We start from the raw sequence: 21,577 nt of genomic DNA, 5'->3' as shown, positions 1-21,577 counted from the left end.
GCCAAACAGCGGCCATGACGGACGCGAAAACGGCATTCGAAACACGCCTGCGGCAGAGCGCCGCCGAGACGGGAGCATTGCTTTCGTCTCTCCTGTCCGATACCCCTCTTTCCGACGAGATGACCCGCCCGGCGCATCTGATGGCCGCCATGCGGCATGGGTCGCTAAACGGCGGGAAGCGGCTGAGGCCCTTCCTTGTCCGCGAGAGTGCCGCCCTGCTCGGCGGTCCGGTGGATGTGGCGCTTCGGGTCGGCGTCGCGCTCGAATGCCTGCATTGTTATTCGCTGATCCACGACGACCTGCCGGCGATGGACAATGACGACCTGCGCCGCGGTCAGCCGACCGTGCACAAGGCCTTCGACGAGGCGACCGCGATCCTTGCCGGCGACAGCCTGCTGACCTATGCCTTCGACATCATCGCCGCACCCGAAACAGTGCTGGCCGACCGGCTGAAAACGGAGCTCGTCCTGTCGCTCGCCCGCGCTGCGGGACCGGGCGGCATGGCCGGCGGCCAGGCCCTCGATCTCGCCGCCGAAAGATCACCGCCCGACGAGACAGGCATCACCATATTGCAGGCGATGAAGACCGGTGCGCTGCTGCGCTTTGCCTGCGAGGCGGGCGCGATCATCGCCGGCTCCGAGCCGGAGCATCGCGAAAGGCTGCGGCTCTTCGGCCAGAAGATCGGCCTCGCCTTCCAGCTCGCCGACGATCTGCTCGACCTGACCTCTGATGCCGCAACCATGGGCAAGGCAACCGGCAAGGATGCCGGACGCGGCAAGGGCACGCTCGTCGCCCTGCACGGTATAACCTGGGCGGAAGACCGGCTCGATGTTCTGACGAAGGAAGCCGTGGAACTGCTTGCGCCCTACGGCGAAAAGGCGTTCATTCTGCAGGAGACCGCGCGCTTCGTCGCCAGCCGGGAAAACTGAAAAGGGATAGGAAACGAGAATGCCGGACGTCCTGAGCTATCTGCCCTACATGTGGCCGGCCTATGTGGCCTATGTCATCAATGTCGCGAGCCCAGGCCCGGCCAATTTCGCCATCATCGGCACCTCGATCTCGCAAGGCCGCCGCGCCGGCCTGATCACGGCGCTCGGCATCGCCTGCGGTTCTTTCACCTGGGCTTGCGCCGCAGCGCTCGGTCTTGCGGCACTGCTCCGCAACTATGCGATCGCGCTGGAGATCATGAAGGTGCTCGGCGGGATTTATCTGATCTACCTGGCCTGGAAGGCTTACAAGTCCGCCCGCCTGCCGGATTCCAAGGTCGCACTGGGCAATGCCAGGACGAACTACACCGCCCGCCAGCTCTGGCTGCGCGGTTACGCGGTCCACGTCACCAATCCGAAGGCGATCTTTGCCTGGCTGGCGATCATTTCGCTCGGCCTGCCGGACAATGCGCCGACCTCGGCGATCCTGTTGATCATCGCCGTCTGCATGAGCTCGAGCATGCTGATCTTCACCACCTATGCGCTTGTCTTTTCGACATCCCACGCACTGCGCGGCTACAAGGCCGCGCGGCGCTGGGTCGAAGGTACGATGGCGGTGTTCTACAGCGTCGCCGGCCTGAAGCTGCTGACGAGCCGCATCTGAGCGGCTCGCCTTCCCTCAGACTTTTATGATCAGCCCTGGGTGATCGGCGCGATCGCCACTTCGACGCGGCGGTTCTGCGCCCGGCCGTCCGAGGTCGCGTTGGAAGCAACCGGCTGCGACGGCCCGAAGCCCATCGTCGACATGCGGCGCTGGTCCACACCACGGCTGCCGAGATAGTTCGCGACGGAGGCGGCGCGGCGTTCGGAGAGCGCCTGGTTATGCTGCAGGCTGCCGGTCGAGTCCGTATGGCCGTTGACGTCGATCAGGGTGCGGTTGAACTTGTTCAGCACGATCGCCACGGAATCCAGCGTTCGGTAGAAGGGCGGGATCACCTGGTCCTGGTCGGTGGCGAACGTGATGTTCGACGGCATGTTGAGGATGATGCGGTCGCCGACGCGGGTCACCGAAACGCCGGTTCCCTGCAGCTGCGCGCGCAGTTCCGCTTCCTGGTTGTCCATATAGGCGCCGATCCCGCCGCCGGCGAGCGCGCCGATACCGGCACCGATCAGCGCATTGCGGCCCGCATGGCGTCCGCCGGTCAAACCGCCGGCAAGTGCGCCAAGGCCCGCGCCGATGGCAGCGCCGCCGGCGGTGTTGGAAATCTTCTGCTCGCCCGTATAGGGGTCGGTCGTGGTGCAGGCGGAAAGATAGGTCGCGCAAAGTGCGACGATTGCGATTTTCTTGAGCATGTAGATGGATATCCCCGTCGTCAGTGGTTCCACCTCATTTACCATGAATTGCGGCAATAGCGAGGAGGGCGGCATGTCTTCGTGATCGACCACGATGCGGGCAGGAACGGCGCCCATCAAGACACCCGACGAAGAAATCCGGCGTGGCGAAAAATGAGCAGATCAGCTCGCGGCCGGCAGGCTTTTCAGGACTTCGAGCAGCTGGTCGCATTCTGCATCCGTACCAATGCTGATGCGCAGATAGTCGGCTATGCGCGGCTTGTTCCAGTGCCGCACCAGCACACCCTTGGCCCGCAACGCGGAATAGACCTCAGCGCCGGAAAGGGCCGGATGCCTGGCGAAGACGAAATTCGCCTGCGACGGCAGCACGTCGAAACCCATCGCGAGCAATTCGTCGCTGAGGCGGTCGCGTGTCGCGATGATCTTCTGCCGGCAAATCTCGAACCATTCCACATCCTCGATCGCAGCGGTGGCGGCAACCTGCGCCAGCCGGTCGAGCGGATAGGAATTGAAACTGTCCTTTACCCGCTCCAGGGCATCGATCAGATGCCGCTGGCCAAGCGCGAAACCGACGCGCATCCCCGCCAGCGAACGGGATTTCGACAGCGTCTGGACGACGAGAAGGTTCGGATAGCGGACAATCAGGTTGGCCGCCGTCTCGCCGCCGAAATCGATATAGGCCTCGTCCACCACGACCGGCACGTCGGGATGCCCGGAAACCAGAGCCTCGATCTCAGCGATAGCCAGGCCGATCCCCGTGGGCGCATTCGGGTTCGGAATGATGATTGCGCCGCAGGGCCGGTCATAGTCGGAGATCTTGATCCGGAAGCCTTCATCGAGCGGGATTTCGACGACGTCGATATCGTAGAGCCGGCTATAGGTCGGATAGAAACTGTAGGTGATATCCGGATAGAGCAGCGGCTTGTCGTGCTTCAGGAGCGCCTGAAACGTGTGCGCCAGCACCTCGTCCGAACCGTTTCCAACGAAGACCTGATCCGCGTCTACCCCGAACCGCTTTGCAATCGCTTCGCGCAATGCAGTCGCCGACGGATCCGGATAAAGCCGAAGAGCATCGCCCGCGGCCGCCTGGATTGCGGCAACCGCCCTTGGAGAAGGCCCGTAGGGGTTCTCGTTGGTATTGAGCTTGACGAGGTTCTGGATGCGCGGCTGCTCGCCCGCGACATAGGGCGCAAGCCGGCTGACGATCGGCGACCAGTATTGGCTCATGGAATTATTCTGCAGCGGTGCGCTGGCCGAAGCGCTGCTCGATATAGTCGATGACGAGTTTCTCGAAATCGGCGGCGATGTTCACACCCCGCAAGGTCAGCGCCTTCTTGCCGTCGATGAACACAGGGGCCGCCGGCGTTTCGCCGGTGCCGGGCAGCGAGATGCCGATATCGGCGTGCTTGCTCTCGCCGGGACCGTTGACGATGCAGCCCATCACCGCGACGTTGAGCGCTTCGACGCCCGGATATTTCTCGCGCCAGACCGGCATGTTCTTGCGCAGGTCGTTCTGGATGTTCTGGGCGAGTTCCTGGAACACCGTCGAGGTGGTGCGGCCACAGCCGGGACAGGCGGCGACGACGGGAACGAACTGGCGGAAGCCCATGACCTGCAACAGTTCCTGCGCCACCTGCACTTCGCGGGTACGGTCGCCGTTCGGTTCAGGCGTCAGCGAAACGCGGATCGTGTCGCCGATCCCGTGCTGCAGCACGTAGCCCATGGCCGCCGACGAGGCAACGATGCCCTTGGAGCCCATGCCGGCTTCGGTCAGACCGAGATGCAGCGCATGGTTGGAGCGCTCGGCAAGCATCGAATAGACGGCGATCAGGTCCTGCACCTGGCTGACCTTGGCCGACAGGATGATACGGTTGCGCGGCAGGCCGATCTGCTCGGCGAGCTCGGCGGAAATCAGTGCCGACTGAACGATCGCCTCGTGCATGACCTGGCGCGCCGACAGCGGCGAACCATCTGCTGCGTTGCGGTCCATCAGCGTGGTCAGGAGATCCTGGTCCAGCGAACCCCAGTTGACGCCGATCCGGACGGGCTTGTCGTAGCGGATCGCCATCTCGATGATGTCGGCGAACTGCTTGTCCTTCTTGTCCTTGAAACCGACATTGCCGGGATTGATGCGGTATTTCGCCAGCGCCTCGGCGCAGGCCGGATGGTCTGCCAGCAACTTATGGCCGATATAATGGAAGTCTCCGACCAGCGGCACATCCATGCCGAGCCGCAGCAGACGTTCGCGGATCTTCGGCACCGCGGCGGCACTCTCGTCGCGATCGACGGTGATGCGGACGATTTCCGAACCGGCCTTGTAGAGCGCCGCGACCTGGGCGACCGTACCATCGATATCGGCGGTATCGGTATTGGTCATTGACTGCACGACGACAGGCGCGCCTCCCCCGACAATGACGCCGCCGACATCGACGGCGACTGTGGCGCGGCGCGGTTTCGGGTCGTAGTCGATGGGTGCGGTCATCGGAAGTCTCGTCGCTTTGGGAATGAAGCGCCTTTCAGGTGGCGTATGGCTCGCGGCTTGTCAACCGCCGCGACACTCACTTTATCGCACCGACCTTACCTGTTCCAGCCCGGCAGGCTGACGCACCTAGTGATGCGCCGTGTCCGCATGTTTGGCCAAAGGCGAGAGTATCAGCACCACGACGATGAGCGCCGAAAGGCCGGCGAAGATGATCGCAAGGCCGGTGTGCTCGGCAATGAAGCCGATGGCGGATGGCGCGACCAGAATGCCGGAATAGCCCATGGTCGTGACCACCGAGAGCCCGACGCCGGCGGCCATGCCCGGCAGGTTGCCGGCCGCTGAAAAGGCGATCGGCACGATGTTGGAAATGCCGATGCCCGTCAGCGCAAAACCGGCGATCGCCATCGGCGCATTCTGCGCAAAGCCGATCAGCAGCAGGCCGAAAATCGAGATGACGGCGCAGACCCGCAGCGTCTTCACCGCGCCGAAACGGTCGCGGATCAGGTCGCCCGCAAAGCGCATCGCCGCCATGGTGAGCGAAAACGCCGCGAATGCGAAGCCGGAAAGCGTGACGGATGCTGCAAGCTCGTTGCGGAGATAGAGCGCACCCCAATCGAGGATCGCACCTTCCGGGATCATGCAGAACAGCGCCATGATGCCGATCAGCCAGGGCAGCGGCGAACGCGGCAGGCGGCTTCCGCCGTGCCTGGCTTCGTCCGGATTCGGCGCGTCGTGCAGGAGGGCCCGCCAGGCAGCAAGAATCATCACGGCGGCCAGCACGGTGACCAGGACGGCATGCGCGGAAACGCCGATATGTTCGATCAGGAAACCGCCCGTCGAGGATCCCAGCAATCCGCCGAGGCTCCAGAATGCATGGCAGGACGACATGATCGCGCGGCGCATTCTTTTCTCGACCGAGACCGCATTGGCGTTCATCGCCACGTCCATGGCGCCGATCAGGCCGCCGAAAAGGAAGATTGCCGCGGCGCCCGACCAGATGCTGCCGACCCAGGTGAGGAGCAGCAATGTCGGCGTCAGCAGCACCGCGATATATTTGGAAACCTGGCTCGATCCGAAACGGGCGATCTGGCTTCCCGCAAGCGGCATCATCACCAGCGATCCGAGGCCGAAGGTCAGGATCATCAGCCCGAGCGCGCTCTCGCTCAAGCCCAGCCGGCTCGCAAATTCCGGGATTTTCGGCGCCCAGGCACCGACCATGAAGCCGTTCATCAGGAAGAGCAGCGACACACCGATCCGTTCGCGGGTGATGAAAATTCGGGAGCCAGAGGAAGCGTTGGAGGGCGCGCGACTATCCATGGGTAGGTTCCTTTTCGATCGTCGCGAACATATTTAAATCGATTGAATTTGCAACGCTACGAAGACGTCCTGCCTCTCACAAATTGTGTCGAGGCGAAACCCACAACGGAAAGAAAAGTTCGCCGCAATTGACCACGCCCGAAAACTTTGGTTCCGATCGGTCAACAATCCGCATCATATACGGCGCTCGTTTTCGTGATCTGGGCGATCTGCCGGCCGCTAACAACAGCGCCGGCGCACCCCTGATCGAGAGCGCCGGCCTGATAGCTATTTTCGGTGAACGGCTCGGAGGGAAAGTCCGGGCAGCCAGGGAAGGCGGCTGAAATCAGCCGCCATAAACGATCAGCAGATCCTTGGCGTCGATCTGGTCGCCGGCCTTGACGAGGACCTCGGCGATGGTTCCGTCCTTTTCGGCATGCAGCGCCGTTTCCATCTTCATCGCCTCGATGGAGAGCAGCACGTCGCCGGCCTTGACCGCCTGGCCGGTTGTCGCAAAGACGCGACTGATGACGCCCGGCATCGGTGCGCCGAGATGGGCGGCATTGCCGATATCCGCCTTGCGGCGCACCGCACTGCCGGAAGCCCCGTGCGCGCGGTCCGGCACCTTGATGCGGCGCGGCTGGCCGTTGAGTTCGAAGAACACGGTGACCATGCCTTGGGCGTCCGTGCCGCTCATCGCCTGGTTGACGACAACAAGCGTCTTGCCGCGCTCGATATCGGCGAACATTTCCTCGCCATCGCCGAGCCCGTAGAAATAGGCATGCGTCGGCAGAACCGAGACCGGGCCGTAGGTGTCCGAGGCAAGCGCGAAGTCGGTAAAGACCTTGGGATACATGAGGTAGGAGGCGAACTCGAAATCGCTGACCTTGCGTTCCAGCTTGTCCTCGATGACCTTTCGCTCCGCAGCGAGGTCAGCGGGTGGCAAAAGCGAGCCGGGCACCGCCGTATAGGGTTGTTCGCCCTTCAGCGCCTTCTTCTGCAGCGCTTCCGGCCAGCCGCCGGGGGGCTGTCCGAGATCGCCCTTCAGCATCGACACGACCGAATCCGGAAATGCGATGTCCTTCGCGGGATTTTCGACATCGGCGACCGTCAGGTCCTGGGAGACCATCATCAGCGCCATGTCGCCGACCACCTTGGAGGACGGCGTCACCTTGACGATGTCGCCGAACATCTGGTTCACATCCGCATAGGTCTGGGCGACCTTGTGCCAGCGGGTTTCAAGCCCGAGCGAGCGGGCCTGTTCCTTGAGGTTGGTGAACTGGCCGCCGGGCATTTCATGCAGATAGACTTCCGAGGCCGGTCCCTTGAGGTCGCTTTCGAAGGCGGCATACTGGCCGCGCACCGCTTCCCAGTAGAAGGAGATGCGGCGGATCCATTCCGGATCGAGGCCCGGATCGCGTTCGGTGCCGGACAGCGCTTCGACGATCGAGCCGAGGCAGGGCTGGGACGTATTGCCGGATACCGCGTCCATCGCCGCATCGACCGCGTCGACGCCCGCGTCGACCGCCGCAAGCACCGTCGCGGCCGAGATGCCGGACGTGTCATGGGTGTGGAAATGGATCGGCAGCGAGGTCGCCTGGCGCAGCGCCTTGAACAGCACCCGCGCCGCAGCCGGCTTCAGGAGACCGGCCATGTCCTTCAGCGCGATGATATGGGCGCCCGCCTTCTCCAGCTCCTCGGCCAGCGAGACGTAATACTTGAGGTCGTATTTCGGGCGCGCGGAGTTCAGGAGATCGCCCGTATAGCAGATCGCCGCCTCGCAAAGCTTGTTCTCCTCGTTGATCGCATCCATCGAGACGCGCATGTTCTCGACCCAGTTGAGGCAGTCGAAGACACGGAAGAGGTCGATACCGCCCCGGGCGGCCTGGGCGACGAAATACTTCACCACGTTGTCGGGATAGTTCTTGTAGCCGACCCCGTTGGCGCCGCGCAAAAGCATCTGCAACAGCAGGTTCGGCGCGTCCTCGCGGATCATCGCCAGACGTTCCCACGGATCTTCGGTCAGGAAGCGCATCGAAACGTCGAACGTCGCGCCGCCCCAGCATTCCAGCGAGAACAGGTTCGGCAGCGCCCGCGCATAGACCCCGGCGACCCGCGCGATGTCATAGGTGCGCATGCGGGTGGCCAGCAGCGACTGATGGCCGTCGCGCATCGTCGTATCGGTCATCAGCACGCGCTTTTCATTGCGCATCCACTCGCCGAATTTTTTCGGACCGAGCGTGTCGAGGAGCTGCTTGGTTCCGTCCGGGACCGGGCCGTTGATATAGGGCAGGACAGGCTTGGCGCTATGCTCGGACGGTGCCGGCCGGCCCTTGGTTTCCGGATGGCCGTTGACGGTGACGTCGGCGAGATAGGTCAAGAGCTTGGTGGCGCGGTCCTGGCGCTTGACCTGCTCGAACAGTTCCGGCGTCGTATCGATGAACCGCGTCGTATAGGAATTGTCGCGGAATTTCGGATGGCCGATGATCGCTTCGAGGAAGGTCAGGTTGGTGGCAACGCCGCGGATGCGGAATTCCCTGAGCGCCCGGTCCATGCGGCTGATCGCTTCGGCCGGCGTCGAGCCGGCGGCCGTCACCTTGACCAGCAGCGGATCGTAATAACGGGTGATGACAGCACCGGAATAGGCGGTGCCGCCGTCGAGACGGATGCCGAAACCGGCAGCCGATCGGTAGGCGGTGATGCGGCCGTAATCCGGGATGAAATTGTGTTCCGGATCTTCGGTGGTGATACGGCATTGCAGCGCGTGGCCGTGGAGGCGGATGTCAGCTTGAGCCGGCACGCCGGATTCAGGCGTGCCGATCGCAAAACCCTCGAGGATATGGATCTGCGCCTTGACGATATCGATGCCGGTGACGACCTCGGTTACCGTATGCTCGACCTGGATGCGCGGGTTCACCTCGATGAAGTAGAATTTTCCGGTATCGGCATCCATCAGGTATTCGACAGTGCCGGCGCCGACATAATTGGTCGCAGCGGCGATCTTCAGCGAATAGGCCGCCAGTTCAGCCCGCTGGGCTTCCGACAGATAGGGTGCCGGCGCGCGCTCCACGACCTTCTGGTTACGGCGCTGGATCGAACAGTCGCGCTCGAAGAGATGCACCACATTGCCATGGGTGTCGCCAAGGATCTGGCTCTCCACGTGGCGGGCGCGCTCGACGAGCTTTTCGAGATAGACCTCGTCCTTGCCGAAGGCGGCCATCGCCTCGCGCTTGGCCTCGGTCACTTCCTTGACGAGGTCCTTCGGATCGCGAATGGCGCGCATGCCGCGCCCGCCGCCGCCCCAGGACGCCTTGAGCATCACCGGATAACCGATTTCCTCGGCCATCTTGGCGACTTCGGCCATGTCGTCCGGCAGCGGTTCGGTCGCCGGCACCACCGGCACGCCGACCGAAATCGCCAGGTTGCGGGCCGCGACCTTGTTGCCGAGCTGGCGCATCGTATCCGGCCGAGGGCCGATGAAGATGATGCCTGCATCGTTGCAGGCCTCCACGAATTCCGGACTTTCGGAAAGCAGGCCGTATCCCGGATGAATGGCGTCGGCGCCGGAAAGCTTGGCGACGCGGATCACTTCCGGAATCGAAAGATAGCTTTCGATCGGCCCCATGTCCTTGGAAAGATGGGGCCCGCGACCGACCTGATAGCTCTCATCGGCCTTGAACCGATGCAGCGAAAGCTTGTCCTCTTCCGCCCAGATCGCAACAGTCTTGATGCCGAGCTCATTGGCCGCACGGAAGACCCGGATCGCTATTTCGGAGCGGTTGGCAACTAAGATCTTGGAAATAGGCAAGACGGATCTCCTCAGGCGCCATCGAACGTAATGCTGCACTGCAAAGAAATCAGTATTGCCTTAATCAGGCAAGCGCAATTTCTTGGGGAGACCGGATGTGTCGCAAGAAGACCAATCGCTCAGGCAATGAGGCCGAGGCGAAATGCCGAAGCGACCACATGCTGACGGTTCTTGGCGCGCAGCTTCTCCTGAAGCCCGTTGATGTACCAGTCGACCGTATGGCTCGATATATCCAGCGACTTCGCGACCTCGTTGGAGGTCAGGCCGTCGGCGAGCAGCACGATGACTTCCATCTCGCGACGGGTAAGCTGGGTGTCCACCTTCGCGACGGCCTCCAGCTCTTCCGCCTGTCCGCGCAGGTCCAGAAAACGCCAGAACGCCTTCTTGGCGGCGGCATCGAACAGCGCCATTTCAGCGGGCGAGAGATCCACCGGCCGGCCGCCGAGCGTCATGTTGCCGAGCAAGCCGTTGCGGCCATAGACCGGAAACACGTAGCCGTCCTGAAGGCCGAAACGTGTCCCCTCCTGCATCATCCGCTGCATGCGCTGCCGATGCGGATCGTTCCGCAGCCTGAGGACCGCATCTCGCCAGCGGAACGGCCTTTGCGCGATGCTGAGCATACGAACGGTCGGATCGACCAGGGCATATTTGCGGGCTTCGTAGATTTCCTGCCAGCCTTCCGGCCAGCAGCCGGCCAGGACAAGACCGTCCGAATTCTGGAGGGAGCGTGGCCGGATGACCAGTCCGTAATATTCGAATCCATAGGCCTTCAGCAGGGATTCGAGCTGGGCCGTCAGCTCCGCCTCGGTCTTGAGTTCGCCCACGAGTACCAAGAGTTGCACGACCAGATGAATATTCAAGGCTTGCTCCCCGCCGCGTTCATTCCGGGCGATTCTTTTCTTTATGTTAAATTTCAGTTACTTCCCTTATGCACAATCGATTAGCATAGTTATCATTCATTGAAGGTATACCGCGAAATCTAGCCCTTGACGGCTTTGTGCAATAAGCCGCGGGCTGGTTCAAGACACCGAATGCGGGAAGCCTTGCCCTCGATGAAACATTTCTGGCAGAAGAGTATTATCTCCGGCTCCCGTCGCGGAATTGCCGTTTCCGATCACTAGATTTACCGGCGCCGCCCCGATGGCGGCTCCACATGAAAGAGGTTGCGCCAGTTGACGCTGTTCCAGGTTTACGCACGAGCGCTCCAATATCTGGCGAAGAACAAGTGGCGCGTCGCCGCCGTCGTCGTCGCCAATATCGTGCTTGCCGTCATCACCATTGCCGAACCGATCCTTTTCGGCCGGATCATCGATGCCATTTCGTCCGGCAGTACCGTCACGCCGGTACTGATGTTATGGGCCGGCTTCGGTGTCTTCAATACCGTCGCCTATGTGCTCGTCGCCCGTGAAGCAGACAGGCTCGCCCATGGCCGACGCGCATCGCTGCTGACAGAGGCTTTCGGACGAATCATCTCCATGCCACTCGCCTGGCACCACACCCGCGGCACCTCCCATGCGCTGCACACCCTGCTGCGTGCGGCAGAGAGCCTCTTCGGCCTCTGGCTCGAATTCATGCGTACCCATCTCGCCACCGCAGTGGCGCTCGTCCTGCTGGTCCCCACGGCGATCTCGATGGACTGGCGGCTCAGCCTTGTCCTTTTGGTGCTGAGCATCCTCTACTGGATCATCGGCGTGACGGTGATGAACCGCACCAAGGAGGGGCAGGCGTCGGTCGAAAACCACTATCACACGGTCTTCTCCCACGTGAGCGACGCGATCAGCAACGTATCGGTGCTGCATAGCTACAATCGCATCGAGGCCGAGACCCTGGCGCTCAAGGACTATACCAAGGACCTGCTTGCCGCCCAATATCCGGTGCTCGACTGGTGGGCCCTGGCCGGCGCCCTCAACCGCACCGCCTCGACGGTGTCCATGGGTGTCATCCTGGTCATCGGCACACTTCTGGTTCAGCGCGGCGAAATCCGGGTCGGCGACGTCGTGGCCTTCATCGGCTTCGCCAACCTGCTGATCGGTCGTCTGGACCTCCTGCGCCAGTTCGCGACCCAGATCTTCGAAGCGCGCGCCAAGCTCGAGGATTTCTTCCTCCTCGAGGATTCCGTCGAAGAGCGCGCCGAGCCGGCAGATGCGGCCGACCTCGGCGAAGTGCGCGGCGATGTGGAATTCCGCAATGTCTCCTTTGGCTTCGCCAGCACGAGCCAGGGCGTCCACAACGTCTCGTTCACGGCGAAAGCCGGAGAGACCGTCGCCATCGTCGGCCCGACCGGCGCCGGCAAGACCACGCTCATCAACCTCCTGCAGCGTGTCTACGACCCCCAGGAAGGCGAGATCCTGATCGATGGCATCGACATCGGCACCGTGACGCGGAAATCGCTGCGCCATTCCATCGCCACCGTCTTCCAGGATGCAGGCCTCCTGAACCGGTCGATCAGCGAGAACATCCGCCTCGGCCGCGAGGGCGCGAGCGAGGAGGAAATCGCCAGGGCGGCAGAAGCCGCCGCCGCTGCCGAGTTCATCGAAACGCGGTTGAACGGCTACGAGACTCCGGTCGGCGAGCGCGGCAACCGGTTGTCCGGCGGCGAACGCCAGCGTATCGCCATTGCCCGCGCCATCCTCAAGAACGCGCCGATCCTTGTGCTCGACGAGGCGACCAGCGCGCTGGACGTCGAGACCGAGGCGCGCGTCAAGACGGCCATAGACCGCCTCCGCGAAAACCGCACCACCTTCATCATCGCCCACCGGCTTTCGACCGTCCGCGATGCGAACAAGGTGATCTTCCTCGAGAACGGACGCGTCGCCGAAATGGGCAGTTATGAGGAACTCAGCGCGAGTGGCGGACGCTTCGCCTCGCTGCTGAAGGCAAGCGGCATCCTGACCGACGACGAAGCGGCAGACCCTGGCGGCTCGGTGGCACAGCCGGCCTGATCGCTGAGGGAACTTCAATGAAAAACCCGCCGCCATTCGCATGGCGGCGGGTTTTCTTTTGACAACTTCAGCCTCCGGGTCGCCCGAGGTCTTAGCTATTGGCCGGTTCCGGCAGACGCTTGGCAGCGGCTCCGGCAAGAAGGAAACCTTCCGTCTCGTTGACCGCCTGACCGTCGATCGTGACCTTGTCGCCTTCGACGGTGATCTTGTGCACCGTGTCTCCGATGGTCAGTTCGGCGGTGAAGCCATCCCAGTCGCTCGGCAGCGCCGGATCGACGAACAGCCGGTCGCCTTGGCGGCGGATGCCGAGGATGCCCTCGGTCGCCGCACGGTAGAGCCAGCCCGCAGAACCCGTGTACCAGCTCCAGCCGCCGCGCCCGGTATGGGAACCGTGACCATAGACATCGGCCGCGACCACATAGGGTTCGACGCGATAGGTCTCGGCCGCATCGCGGTCCAGCGCATGGTTGATCGGGTTCAGCATCTGGAAGCACTTCCAGGCATCGTCACCCCGCTTCAGCGCGGTCAGCGCCAGCACGACCCAGATCGCCGCATGGGTATACTGGCCGCCGTTCTCACGAATACCCGGCGGGTAGGCCTTGATATAGCCCGGGTCCTTGCGGGTATCCTGGAACGGCGGCGTGAACAGGCGGATAATGCCGGCTTGGCTGTCGACCAGCTTTTCGAGCACCGCATCCATCGCCTGGGCGGCACGTTCCGGATCGCCTTCGCCCGAGAGCACGCTCCAGGACTGGGCGAGCGAGTCGATACGGCATTCGTCACTGGTGCTCGAGCCGAGCGGAGAGCCGTCGTCGAAATAGCCCCGGCGATAGTAGGTGCCGTCCCAGCCGGCCTTTTCGAGCGCCTGCTTGAGCGTCTCGATATGATCCGTCCAGCGCTGGAGGCGCTGCTTGTCCTTGCGCGCCTCCGCATAGGGCAGGAAGTTGCGCAATGCCGCGGCCAGGAACCAGCCGAGCCAGACGCTCATGCCGCGTCCACCGATGCCGACGCGGTTCATCCCGTCGTTCCAGTCGCCGCCGAGAATGAGCGGCAGGCCCTTGTCGCCCGTACGGGTGATCGCCAGGTCCAGCGCCCTTGCCGCATGCTCGTAGATGGTGGCGGTCTCGGTCGAGACCGTCGGCTGGATAAAGGAGTCGTGCTTGTTCTTTTCGAGCACCGGACCGTCGATGAACGCCAGTTCCTCGTCGAGCAGCGAGGCATCGCCGGTTACCGAGACATACTGGTGGATACCGTAGGCGAGCCATACGACGTCGTCGGAGATCATCGTCCGCACGCCGGCGCCGGAGCCGGGCAGCCACCAGTGCAGCACGTCGCCTTCCTTGAACTGCCGCGAAGCCGCGTTGACGATCTGGCGGCGGGCCAGCGACGGCTCGTGCACCAGGAAGGCCAAGGTGTCCTGCAGCTGGTCGCGGAAGCCGAAGGCGCCGGATGCCTGGTAGAAGGCGGTCCGGGCCATGATCCGGCAACCGAGCGCCTGATAGGGCAGCCAGTGGTTGACCATGTTGTCGAGCGACTTGTCCGGCGTCGAGATCTTCAGGCGGCCGGTGAAAGCGGTCCAGAAGTCGCGGTTCGCCTCGAGGATCGGAGCGAACTCCTCGCCGCGCAGCTGGGCGACGAGCGCCTGAGCCTCTTCCTTCGTATCGGCATCGCCGAGATAGAAGGTCACCGTCTTCTCTTCGCCCGGCGCGAGCTCGATGTCGTAGGCGAGCGCCGCGCAGGGGTCGCCGTCGAGATCGAGAGCACTGCCGAGCGCAGAAGCGGACATCACCGCCGCCGGCATCTGGACCGAACCGAAACGGCCGATGAATTCGCGGCGGCTCGCCGTGAAGCCGACCGGCGTCTCCTTCATGCCCATGAAGGCAAAGCGGCGGTAGTCGATGCTGTAGGAGTTGGTGGCGAAGAGCGTGCCGGTTTCCTCGTCGCGACTGGAGAGGATGAAGGGGATGGACCGGGCCGGATTGGCGCCGAGCAACCATTCCACATAACCGTAGACGCGCAGCCTGCGGGTCTCCGAACCGCCGTTATGGAGGAGGATGGACGAGAGCTTTGCCGCCCGCGTCCGGTCGACCGTCTGGGTCAGCCTGATCTTCAGGCCTTCTTCTTCGCTCGAGAAGACCGAGTAACCCAGGCCGTGCCGGGTCTCGAACTTGACCTCCGGCTTGCGCGACAGGACCGCGAACGGCGTCATGACCGCGCCGCTATCCCGGTCGGCGACGTAGAATGCCTCGCCGGGACGGTTGATGACCATGTCGTTGGTCCAGGGCGTCAGCTGATAGTCGCGGGAGTTCTTGGCCCAGGTGAAGCCCGAACCTTCCGCCGAAATGTGGAAGCCGAACTTGTCGTTGGAGATGATGTTGATCCACGGCTGCGGCGTCGACTGGCCGCCGTGCAGGCGCACCACATATTCGCTGCCGTCCTTGGTGAAACCGCCGAAACCGTTCCAGAAGTCGAGATCCGCCGGTGCCTCGATCGGAGCCGGAGGCTGGAAGATCTCGCCGTTCAGCAGCGGACGACGGTCGACCTCGATCTGCTGGTCCTTCGGCGGCGCGAAGATCGTTGCCGTGCGGTTGAGCTGATCGCTGATCTTGCCGTTGCGGGCGTGCAGAACCACGCGGGATGCGGCGATCAGGCCTTCCGAACCCTCGTCGTCCATGATGTCGCGGCGCAGCGAGAAGACATGCTGGCGCTGGCCTTCCTGCTGGCTGAGGCGGCGGGCACTCTCGGAGAGATGTTCGAGCGCCTGCTGCATTTCCTGCGCGTAGGAGGCCGCCCGCTCGTTGAAGATCACGAGATCGGTGATGACGCCGCGCGAGCGCAGATATTCCTGGGCGCTCATCGCTTCCTTGGCGACCGGCATGTCGTTGTCGTCGTTGATGCGCAGCGTGAAGATCGGGAAGTCTCCCGAAACAGACGAGGGCCAGAGCGCCGACTGCTGCTGCATGCCCGCGTGAATGGTCGCCTGGTCGGCGCGCAGCTGCATGTCCGGATAGATGAGATAGCGCGCCAGGTGTTGGAACGCCGCGGCATCCTGCGAGGAGACGCCGAGATGGCGCATCTGCACCTGCGTGCGGGTCCAGGCCTGCGTGAGCTCGGTCTGGAAGGCATCCGGATGACGATAACGCTCGATCGCCTGGTCGAGCTCTTCGCGCCTCGGTGCGGCGATCGTCCAGAAGATGACGCTCACCTTCTTGCCGGCCGGCACGCGCACGACGCGGCGCAGCGACAGGATCGGATCGAGCGTGAAGCCGTCGGTGCCCGACAGCGTCGCGCCGGGATCGAAGGCTGCAGCTTCCGAGAGCGTGCGGCCGCGGCCGAGGAACTTGCGGCGGTCGGTCTCGAATTCGGTCGGGCGAGCCGAACCGGCATTGTCGGCCGCCAGATGGGCGATCACCATGTCCGGCTCGTTCGGCGCGCGCTTGTTGCGCCAGGCGCGGATGACGTCGCCGCGGCGGCCGATTTCGGTGCGGACGAACATCCGCTGGAAAACCGGGTGGGCGTTGTCGTCGTCCTCGGTGGTCAGCACGGGTTCCATATAGGACGTCACTTCGATGAAGCGATCCTCGGTACCCATGTTGAGCAGCGTCAGGCGGCGGCCTTCGGCATCGTGCTCGCTGGCGACGATGCATTCGACCGTGCTCGTGAGGTCGCCGATCGTCTTGTGGAATTCCGCCCGTTCGTCGGAGAAGATCGCCCTGGTCTTTTCGCCTTCGATGCGACGCGGCTCGGCGGTGGCAGACCACCATTCGCCGGTCGTGGTGTCGCGCAGGAACAGGAACTGGCCCCAGCGATCTTCGGTCGGGTCGGGCTTCCAGCGAGCGACAGATAGTCCGTTCCAGCGGGAATATCCCGAGCCGGTCGCGGTGAGCATGACCGAATAGTGACCGTTGGAGAGCAGCACCAGCTCGCGGTCCTTGGTGGCCGGGTTGGTGATGGTGCGGATTTCCGAACGCAACAGCTCGCCCTGGCCCTTGCCGGGGGTTTCCTCGTGCTTGGCGCTCATCACCGGAATGTCGCGCGGCGCCTTTTCCTGCAGCAGCAGTTCGGCAGCCTCGATGGTCGGGTCGGAATGGAAGAGCTCGCGCAGCAGGCCGTTCATCACGACGTTGGCGATCGCGGCGATCGACATGCCGTGGTGATGGGCATAATAGTTGAACACCACCGCGTAGCGCTTGCCTTCCGGTACGCGGGTGGGCGTGAAGTCCACCGCATCGTAGAAGCCGAACACCCCGAGCGCTCCGAGCGAGCGCAGTTCGGTGAGGTTTTCAGAGGCGGCGATCGGGTCGTACTGGCTGGCCAGGATCGACGCATAGGGAGCGATGACGGCGTTTTGCCCGAGACCGCGCTTGAGGCCGAGCGTCGGCACCCCGAAGTTCGAATATTGATAATACATCTGATGGTCGAGAGCGTTGAACGCCGCTTCCGAGATGCCCCATGGCGTGCCGAGGCGGCGGCCATGGTTCATCTGTTCCTTCACGATCAGATTGTTGGTCTGGTTGAGGATGCCCCCCTGGCGCTCCTGCATGACGAGCGGCGGCATGAGGTATTCGAACATCGAGCCGGACCAGGAAACCAGTGCGCCTCGCGCACCGATCGGCACCACCTGGCGGCCGAGCTTGTACCAGTGCTCGGTCGGCAGGTCGCCCTTGGCAATCCCGAACAGGCTGGTCAGACGCGCTTCGGATGCCAGCAGGTCATAGCAGGCTTCGTCGATCTCGTTGGTCTCGACACGATAGCCGATCGACAGAAGGCGGCGCTCCTTGCGGAACAGGAAGCTGAAATCCATCGCGAAGGCGAGGCGACGGGTTCGGTCTCGCAACACGCCGAGCCGCTCCCGCAGCGATTCGATATTGGCATTGTCGAAGACGCTATCGGCGATATGCGCCTCGCAGGCGGCGACGAGAGACGCGGACCAGCGGGTAACTTCGTCGCTCTGCGCCGAACGGACTTCCTGGTCGAGGTTGACCGCGAGCTTCTGGATGTCGCGGGCAAGCACGGCGAGGTTGATGATCCGGATCGATGCGAATTCATGCTCGCGCTTCACCGCGGCAAGCGCGTTGCCGAAGCCGACGATACGTTCTTCGAGGCGGCGACGCAGCGGGCGCACAGTCTTGCGGTCGTCCGGCAGAGCTTTCAGCGTCTCGGCCAGAATGCCGGAAACGTCGCCGATGCCGTCGAGATTGCCCTGAAGGTGCGCGGAAGGAGCCTCGGCCCAGATGCGCAAAGCCGACGATATGGCGATCAGATGGCCGGCGAAATTGCCGCTGTCAACCGACGAGACGTAGCGAGGCATTAGCGGCTGCAGGGTATCCGTATGATACCAGTTGTACATGTGGCCGCGGAACTTGTCGGCTCTTTCAACCGCCGAGATCGTCTGCTCGATGCGCTCGACCGTGTCGGTGAAGCTGATCCAGCCGAAATGCCGCGCCGAGATCGTCGACAGCAGATAGACGCCGATATTGGTCGGCGACGTGCGCTTGGCGATAACCGGGTTCGGCTTCTCCTGGAAATTGTCCGGCGGCAGGTAATTCTGCTCCGCGGTCACGAAGGTCTCGAAATACCGCCATGTGCGGCGGGCGATCTTGCGCAATTCGACCGACACGGGCTCCGGCACGAACAGCCGGTCTTCGGTCTCGGCCGACTGGCTGACATACCAGGCGACGAGCGGCGAGAATATCCACAGCACGGCGAACGGGATGCCGACCAGGAACGCGTTGTCGCCGGGCATGGCGGCCAGGATGATGCTGAGCACGGCGATCGCCGGCGCATGCCACATCGTCTTGTAGTAATCCTGCGGACTCCCTTGAGCGCTCGACTGGATCGAGGCGGCGGTGCGCCATTCCAGCATCAGCTTGCGGCTGAAGAACAGGCGGTAGAGAGACCGGGCGATCGCATCGGTCATGATGCAGGCGGAATCCGCGATGAAGACGACGCGGAGCGCGACCTGCGCATTGGCGGAACGCATGTCCGACCAGACGGAATAGAAATGCGCGCCCGGGACGATGTCGGTGGAGCCCGGCAGCAGGCCGGTGACCAGGCTGAGGGTCGGGGCGACGAACAGCGAGAAGATCAGCAGGATCTGCCAGACGAGAGCGCCGAGCGGATCCATGAAGTACCAGCCAAGCACGGAAGCGAAGAACCAGGCGATCGGGGTCAGAGACCGGCGCAGGTTGTCGATCATCTTCCAGCGGCCGAGCGCGGTCACGCCCCGCTTGGGATCGAGGATGTACGGCAGGAGCTGCCAGTCGCCGCGGGCCCAGCGATGCTGGCGCGAAACTTCGACCTCGTATCGGACCGGGAAGTCTTCGACCAGTTCCACGTCGGTAACGAGAGCGCAGCGTGCGAACGAACCTTCGAGAAGGTCATGCGAGAGGACCGAATTCTCGTCGATCCGGCCCTTGAGCGAAGCCTCGAACGCATCGACGTGATAGAGGCCCTTGCCGGTGAAGCTGCCTTCGCCGGTCAGGTCCTGATAGACGTCGGAGACGGTGAAGACGTAAGGGTCGAGACCGCGGCCGACGGAGAAGACGCGCTGGAAGACCGATGCTTCCTTGCCGGTCGTCAGCGACGGCGTCACGCGCGGCTGCATCAGACCATAGCCGTGGACGACGCGGTTGGTTTTCGGATCGAGCACCGGCTGGTTGATCGGGTGGTGCATCTTGCCGACGAGCTTGGTCACCGCATCGCGCATCAGGCGCGTATCGGCATCGAGCGTCATCACGTACTGGACGTTCGGCGGAACGATATTGGCACCCGGAAGGTAGCTGGTGTCGCGATCGCCGCGCAGCAGCATGTTGAGCTCATGCAGCTTGCCGCGCTTGCGCTCCCAGCCCATCCATGCGCCTTCGTTCGGATTGAACAGACGGCGGCGATGCAGCAGATAGAAGCGCGCCTTGCCGTCTTCTCCATACTTGGCGTTGAGCGCCGCAATCTCGCGCTTCGCATAATCGAGGATTTCGAGGTCGGTATCGGTCTCCTCGAACTTGCTGTCGCGCCAGTCGCTGAGCAGCGAGAAATAGATCTCGCCATGCGGGTTGGCGAGATAGTGGACCTCGAGGTTTCGGACGAGCTCGTCCACGGTATCCCGGTCGGTGATCAGGCAGGGTACGGCGACCAGCGTTCTTGCCGCTTCCGGAATGCCTTCCTTGAATTCGTAGCCGACCAGCCGGGCTGGCCTCACCACGTAGGTCACCAGCGTATTGAACAGGCCGGTCGCGCCTTCGGAAGCCGGCAGCGCGAACATCAGCAGGAAGAAGAAGACGACCGGCAGCGGAATATCCGCCTGCACCAGGAACCAGCCGGCAATCGCCATCGCGAGTACGGTAATGAGGATGACCGGGCCTGCGATCGCAAACCAGTTGAGGCGGCGGACGAGACGGACAACCCGCTGGACGAACAGCAGATTGTAACCGACTGCCGCTTCCAGCTCGCGGCGGCGGCGGCCGACGACGAAGGCGCCGACATTGGTCTCGCGCGGATCGGCATTTTCTTCCGCCGACGCCTTTTCGGCGAGCTGGATGGCGGCTTCCGCGACCTCGGCCTCGCTCTTGCGGGAGCGGCGGGCAATCTGTTCGATACGGTTGCGATAGGCGTTGCGCGAGCCGAAATCGAGCGCCTGATAATCGGTGCGCTCGCGGAAGATCTTGTCGATCTGCGAGACGTCTTCGAACCAGACGCTCCACTCCGTATCGTCGATCTCGCGCAGGCTCTTGATGATGTTGCCCATCGTCACGTTGCCGGACGAAAGGCGGTTTTGCTCGGCGAGCATCACCTCTTCGACGTCGGTGCCCGCCTGTTCGAGACGCTGTTCCAGCCAGGCGACGGCAAAACCCGAGGTCTGCGAGGCGTTGCGAAGGCGATAGAGGAACTGCGCCGTGAACGTATTGTCGTTCGTCAGGTTCTCGATGCCCTTCAGGACATCGGCACTCGCCTCCTCGTTATTGAGGCGGATGACCTCGTCGGCCGTCTCGTTGGCGCGGCGGCGCATGTTGCGCGAGCGATCGACGCGGGTGGCGATGCGGCGCAGGTTCTCGATCAGCACGAAGCGGATGAACGAGGGCAGCGCCCAGAGTTCGCCGATCTCGAGCGGTTCCTTGACCTGGAAGCCCTGGACCATGGAGGCCAGCGCCTCGCGGGAAACACTGCTGTGCGTATGGGCGACATAGAGCCAGGCGAGCACCAGCACACGCGGCAGTTCCTGGCCGCCGACCGTCATCGTGGGCAACTGGCGGAAGAACTTTTTCGGGAAGTCGCGGCGGACTTCCTGGATCGCCTCTTCGACGATGTAATAATTGTCGAGCAGCCATTCGGCGGCGGGCGTGATCGACGCGCCGGCATCGACGTCGGTCGCGGTCGCCCGATAGACCCGCAGGATTTCCTTCTCGTTTTCATGATGCCGCTTGAAGAACTCGAACTCCATCAGGCCCGGCAAGCTGGGCGTGCCCTCCATGCCGAGTTTCTCGCCGCATTCCCGCAATGCATCGATGTTGAAATAGGTCGAGCGGATCGAATCGTTGTGATCGATCTGCTTGGCTTCGGTTTCGCGCGAGGAAGCTGACGGCGGAGTGTGAAATGACATGGATACGGGCTTCTGCTGAAAACTCTAAGGGTTTGTCGGCCTCGCCTTACTCGGCCTGCATCGGAAGCGCCAGTCATCATTTGGATTATGGTGACCGGCCGGATGCAAACCCGCGAGGATGGGAAATAGAGAGCAGTCCGGATATTGCAAATGACTGACTGGAATCTATTGCTC

11 protein-coding genes are annotated in these 21,577 nt (G+C 63.1%); 4 read left to right on the top strand and 7 right to left on the bottom strand.

Features of this window, described 5'->3' with window-relative positions; genetic code table 11:
- Positions 1-14: 14 nt before the first annotated feature.
- Both GQ59_RS11725 and GQ59_RS11720 read left to right on the top strand, forming a co-directional pair.
- Complete coding sequence (locus GQ59_RS11725; RefSeq protein ID WP_037081341.1) at positions 15-929, top strand: polyprenyl synthetase family protein; 915 nt, start codon at positions 15-17, stop codon at positions 927-929.
- Between the two features lie 19 nt (positions 930-948).
- Entirely contained in the window at positions 949-1,590 is a 642-nt protein-coding gene (locus GQ59_RS11720; protein ID WP_037081339.1) for a LysE family translocator, read from the top strand.
- 29 nt (positions 1,591-1,619) lie between these two features.
- Here GQ59_RS11720 and GQ59_RS11715 read toward each other — a convergent pair whose 3' ends face one another.
- The 4 genes from GQ59_RS11715 to GQ59_RS11700 form a co-directional block, all read right to left on the bottom strand.
- Entirely contained in the window at positions 1,620-2,279 is a 660-nt protein-coding gene (locus tag GQ59_RS11715) for a YiaD family glycine zipper/OmpA-like lipoprotein (protein WP_037081827.1), read from the bottom strand.
- 162 nt (positions 2,280-2,441) lie between these two features.
- Positions 2,442-3,506, bottom strand: a complete 1,065-nt coding sequence (gene hisC, locus GQ59_RS11710; RefSeq protein ID WP_037081335.1) for a histidinol-phosphate transaminase — start codon at positions 3,504-3,506, stop codon at positions 2,442-2,444.
- A 4-nt stretch (positions 3,507-3,510) separates the two neighbouring features.
- On the bottom strand, positions 3,511-4,761 hold the full coding sequence (gene ispG, locus GQ59_RS11705; RefSeq protein ID WP_037081333.1) for a flavodoxin-dependent (E)-4-hydroxy-3-methylbut-2-enyl-diphosphate synthase: 1,251 nt from the start codon (positions 4,759-4,761) through the stop codon (positions 3,511-3,513).
- Between the two features lie 126 nt (positions 4,762-4,887).
- Entirely contained in the window at positions 4,888-6,078 is a 1,191-nt protein-coding gene (locus tag GQ59_RS11700; RefSeq protein WP_037081331.1) for an MFS transporter, read from the bottom strand.
- Positions 6,079-6,206: 128 nt separating this feature from the next.
- On the opposite strand from GQ59_RS11700, the gene GQ59_RS11695 reads away from it, so the two are divergent.
- Positions 6,207-6,401 carry a hypothetical protein gene (locus tag GQ59_RS11695; protein WP_037081329.1) on the top strand — a complete coding sequence of 65 codons (195 nt, stop codon included), beginning with the start codon at positions 6,207-6,209 and terminating at the stop codon, positions 6,399-6,401.
- Between the two features lie 2 nt (positions 6,402-6,403).
- On the opposite strand, the gene pyc is transcribed toward GQ59_RS11695, so the two are convergent.
- A complete protein-coding gene (pyc, locus tag GQ59_RS11690; protein ID WP_037081327.1) occupies positions 6,404-9,865 on the bottom strand; it encodes a pyruvate carboxylase in 3,462 nt (1,153 codons plus the stop codon).
- Positions 9,866-9,984: 119 nt separating this feature from the next.
- The gene (locus GQ59_RS11685) at positions 9,985-10,725 is read right to left on the bottom strand and encodes a LuxR family transcriptional regulator (protein WP_037081325.1); all 741 of its coding nucleotides are present in this window, start codon (positions 10,723-10,725) and stop codon (positions 9,985-9,987) included.
- Positions 10,726-11,037: 312 nt separating this feature from the next.
- Here GQ59_RS11685 and GQ59_RS11680 point away from each other — a divergent pair, with 312 nt between their 5' ends.
- On the top strand, positions 11,038-12,807 hold the full coding sequence (locus tag GQ59_RS11680) for a glucan ABC transporter ATP-binding protein/ permease (protein ID WP_037081825.1): 1,770 nt from the start codon (positions 11,038-11,040) through the stop codon (positions 12,805-12,807).
- A 91-nt stretch (positions 12,808-12,898) separates the two neighbouring features.
- Here the strand turns inward: GQ59_RS11680 and GQ59_RS11675 are convergent, their stop codons facing one another.
- Complete coding sequence (locus tag GQ59_RS11675; RefSeq protein ID WP_051903920.1) at positions 12,899-21,403, bottom strand: glycoside hydrolase family 94 protein; 8,505 nt, start codon at positions 21,401-21,403, stop codon at positions 12,899-12,901.
- Positions 21,404-21,577: the final 174 nt, after the last annotated feature.

This window comes from Neorhizobium vignae (assembly GCF_000732195.1).
GTDB classification, from domain to species: Bacteria; Pseudomonadota; Alphaproteobacteria; order Rhizobiales; family Rhizobiaceae; genus Neorhizobium; species Neorhizobium vignae.
This window is presented reverse-complemented; position numbering and strand designations above follow the sequence as displayed.

Coding starts and splice junctions, on each gene's coding strand:
- hisC (WP_037081335.1), bottom strand. CDS start 3,506: ATGAGCCAATACTGGTCGCCGATCGTCAGCCGGCTTGCGCCCTATGTC.
- GQ59_RS11720 (WP_037081339.1), top strand. CDS start 949: ATGCCGGACGTCCTGAGCTATCTGCCCTACATGTGGCCGGCCTATGTG.
- ispG (WP_037081333.1), bottom strand. CDS start 4,761: ATGACCGCACCCATCGACTACGACCCGAAACCGCGCCGCGCCACAGTC.
- GQ59_RS11700 (WP_037081331.1), bottom strand. CDS start 6,078: ATGGATAGTCGCGCGCCCTCCAACGCTTCCTCTGGCTCCCGAATTTTC.
- GQ59_RS11715 (WP_037081827.1), bottom strand. CDS start 2,279: ATGCTCAAGAAAATCGCAATCGTCGCACTTTGCGCGACCTATCTTTCC.
- GQ59_RS11675 (WP_051903920.1), bottom strand. CDS start 21,403: ATGTCATTTCACACTCCGCCGTCAGCTTCCTCGCGCGAAACCGAAGCC.
- GQ59_RS11725 (WP_037081341.1), top strand. CDS start 15: ATGACGGACGCGAAAACGGCATTCGAAACACGCCTGCGGCAGAGCGCC.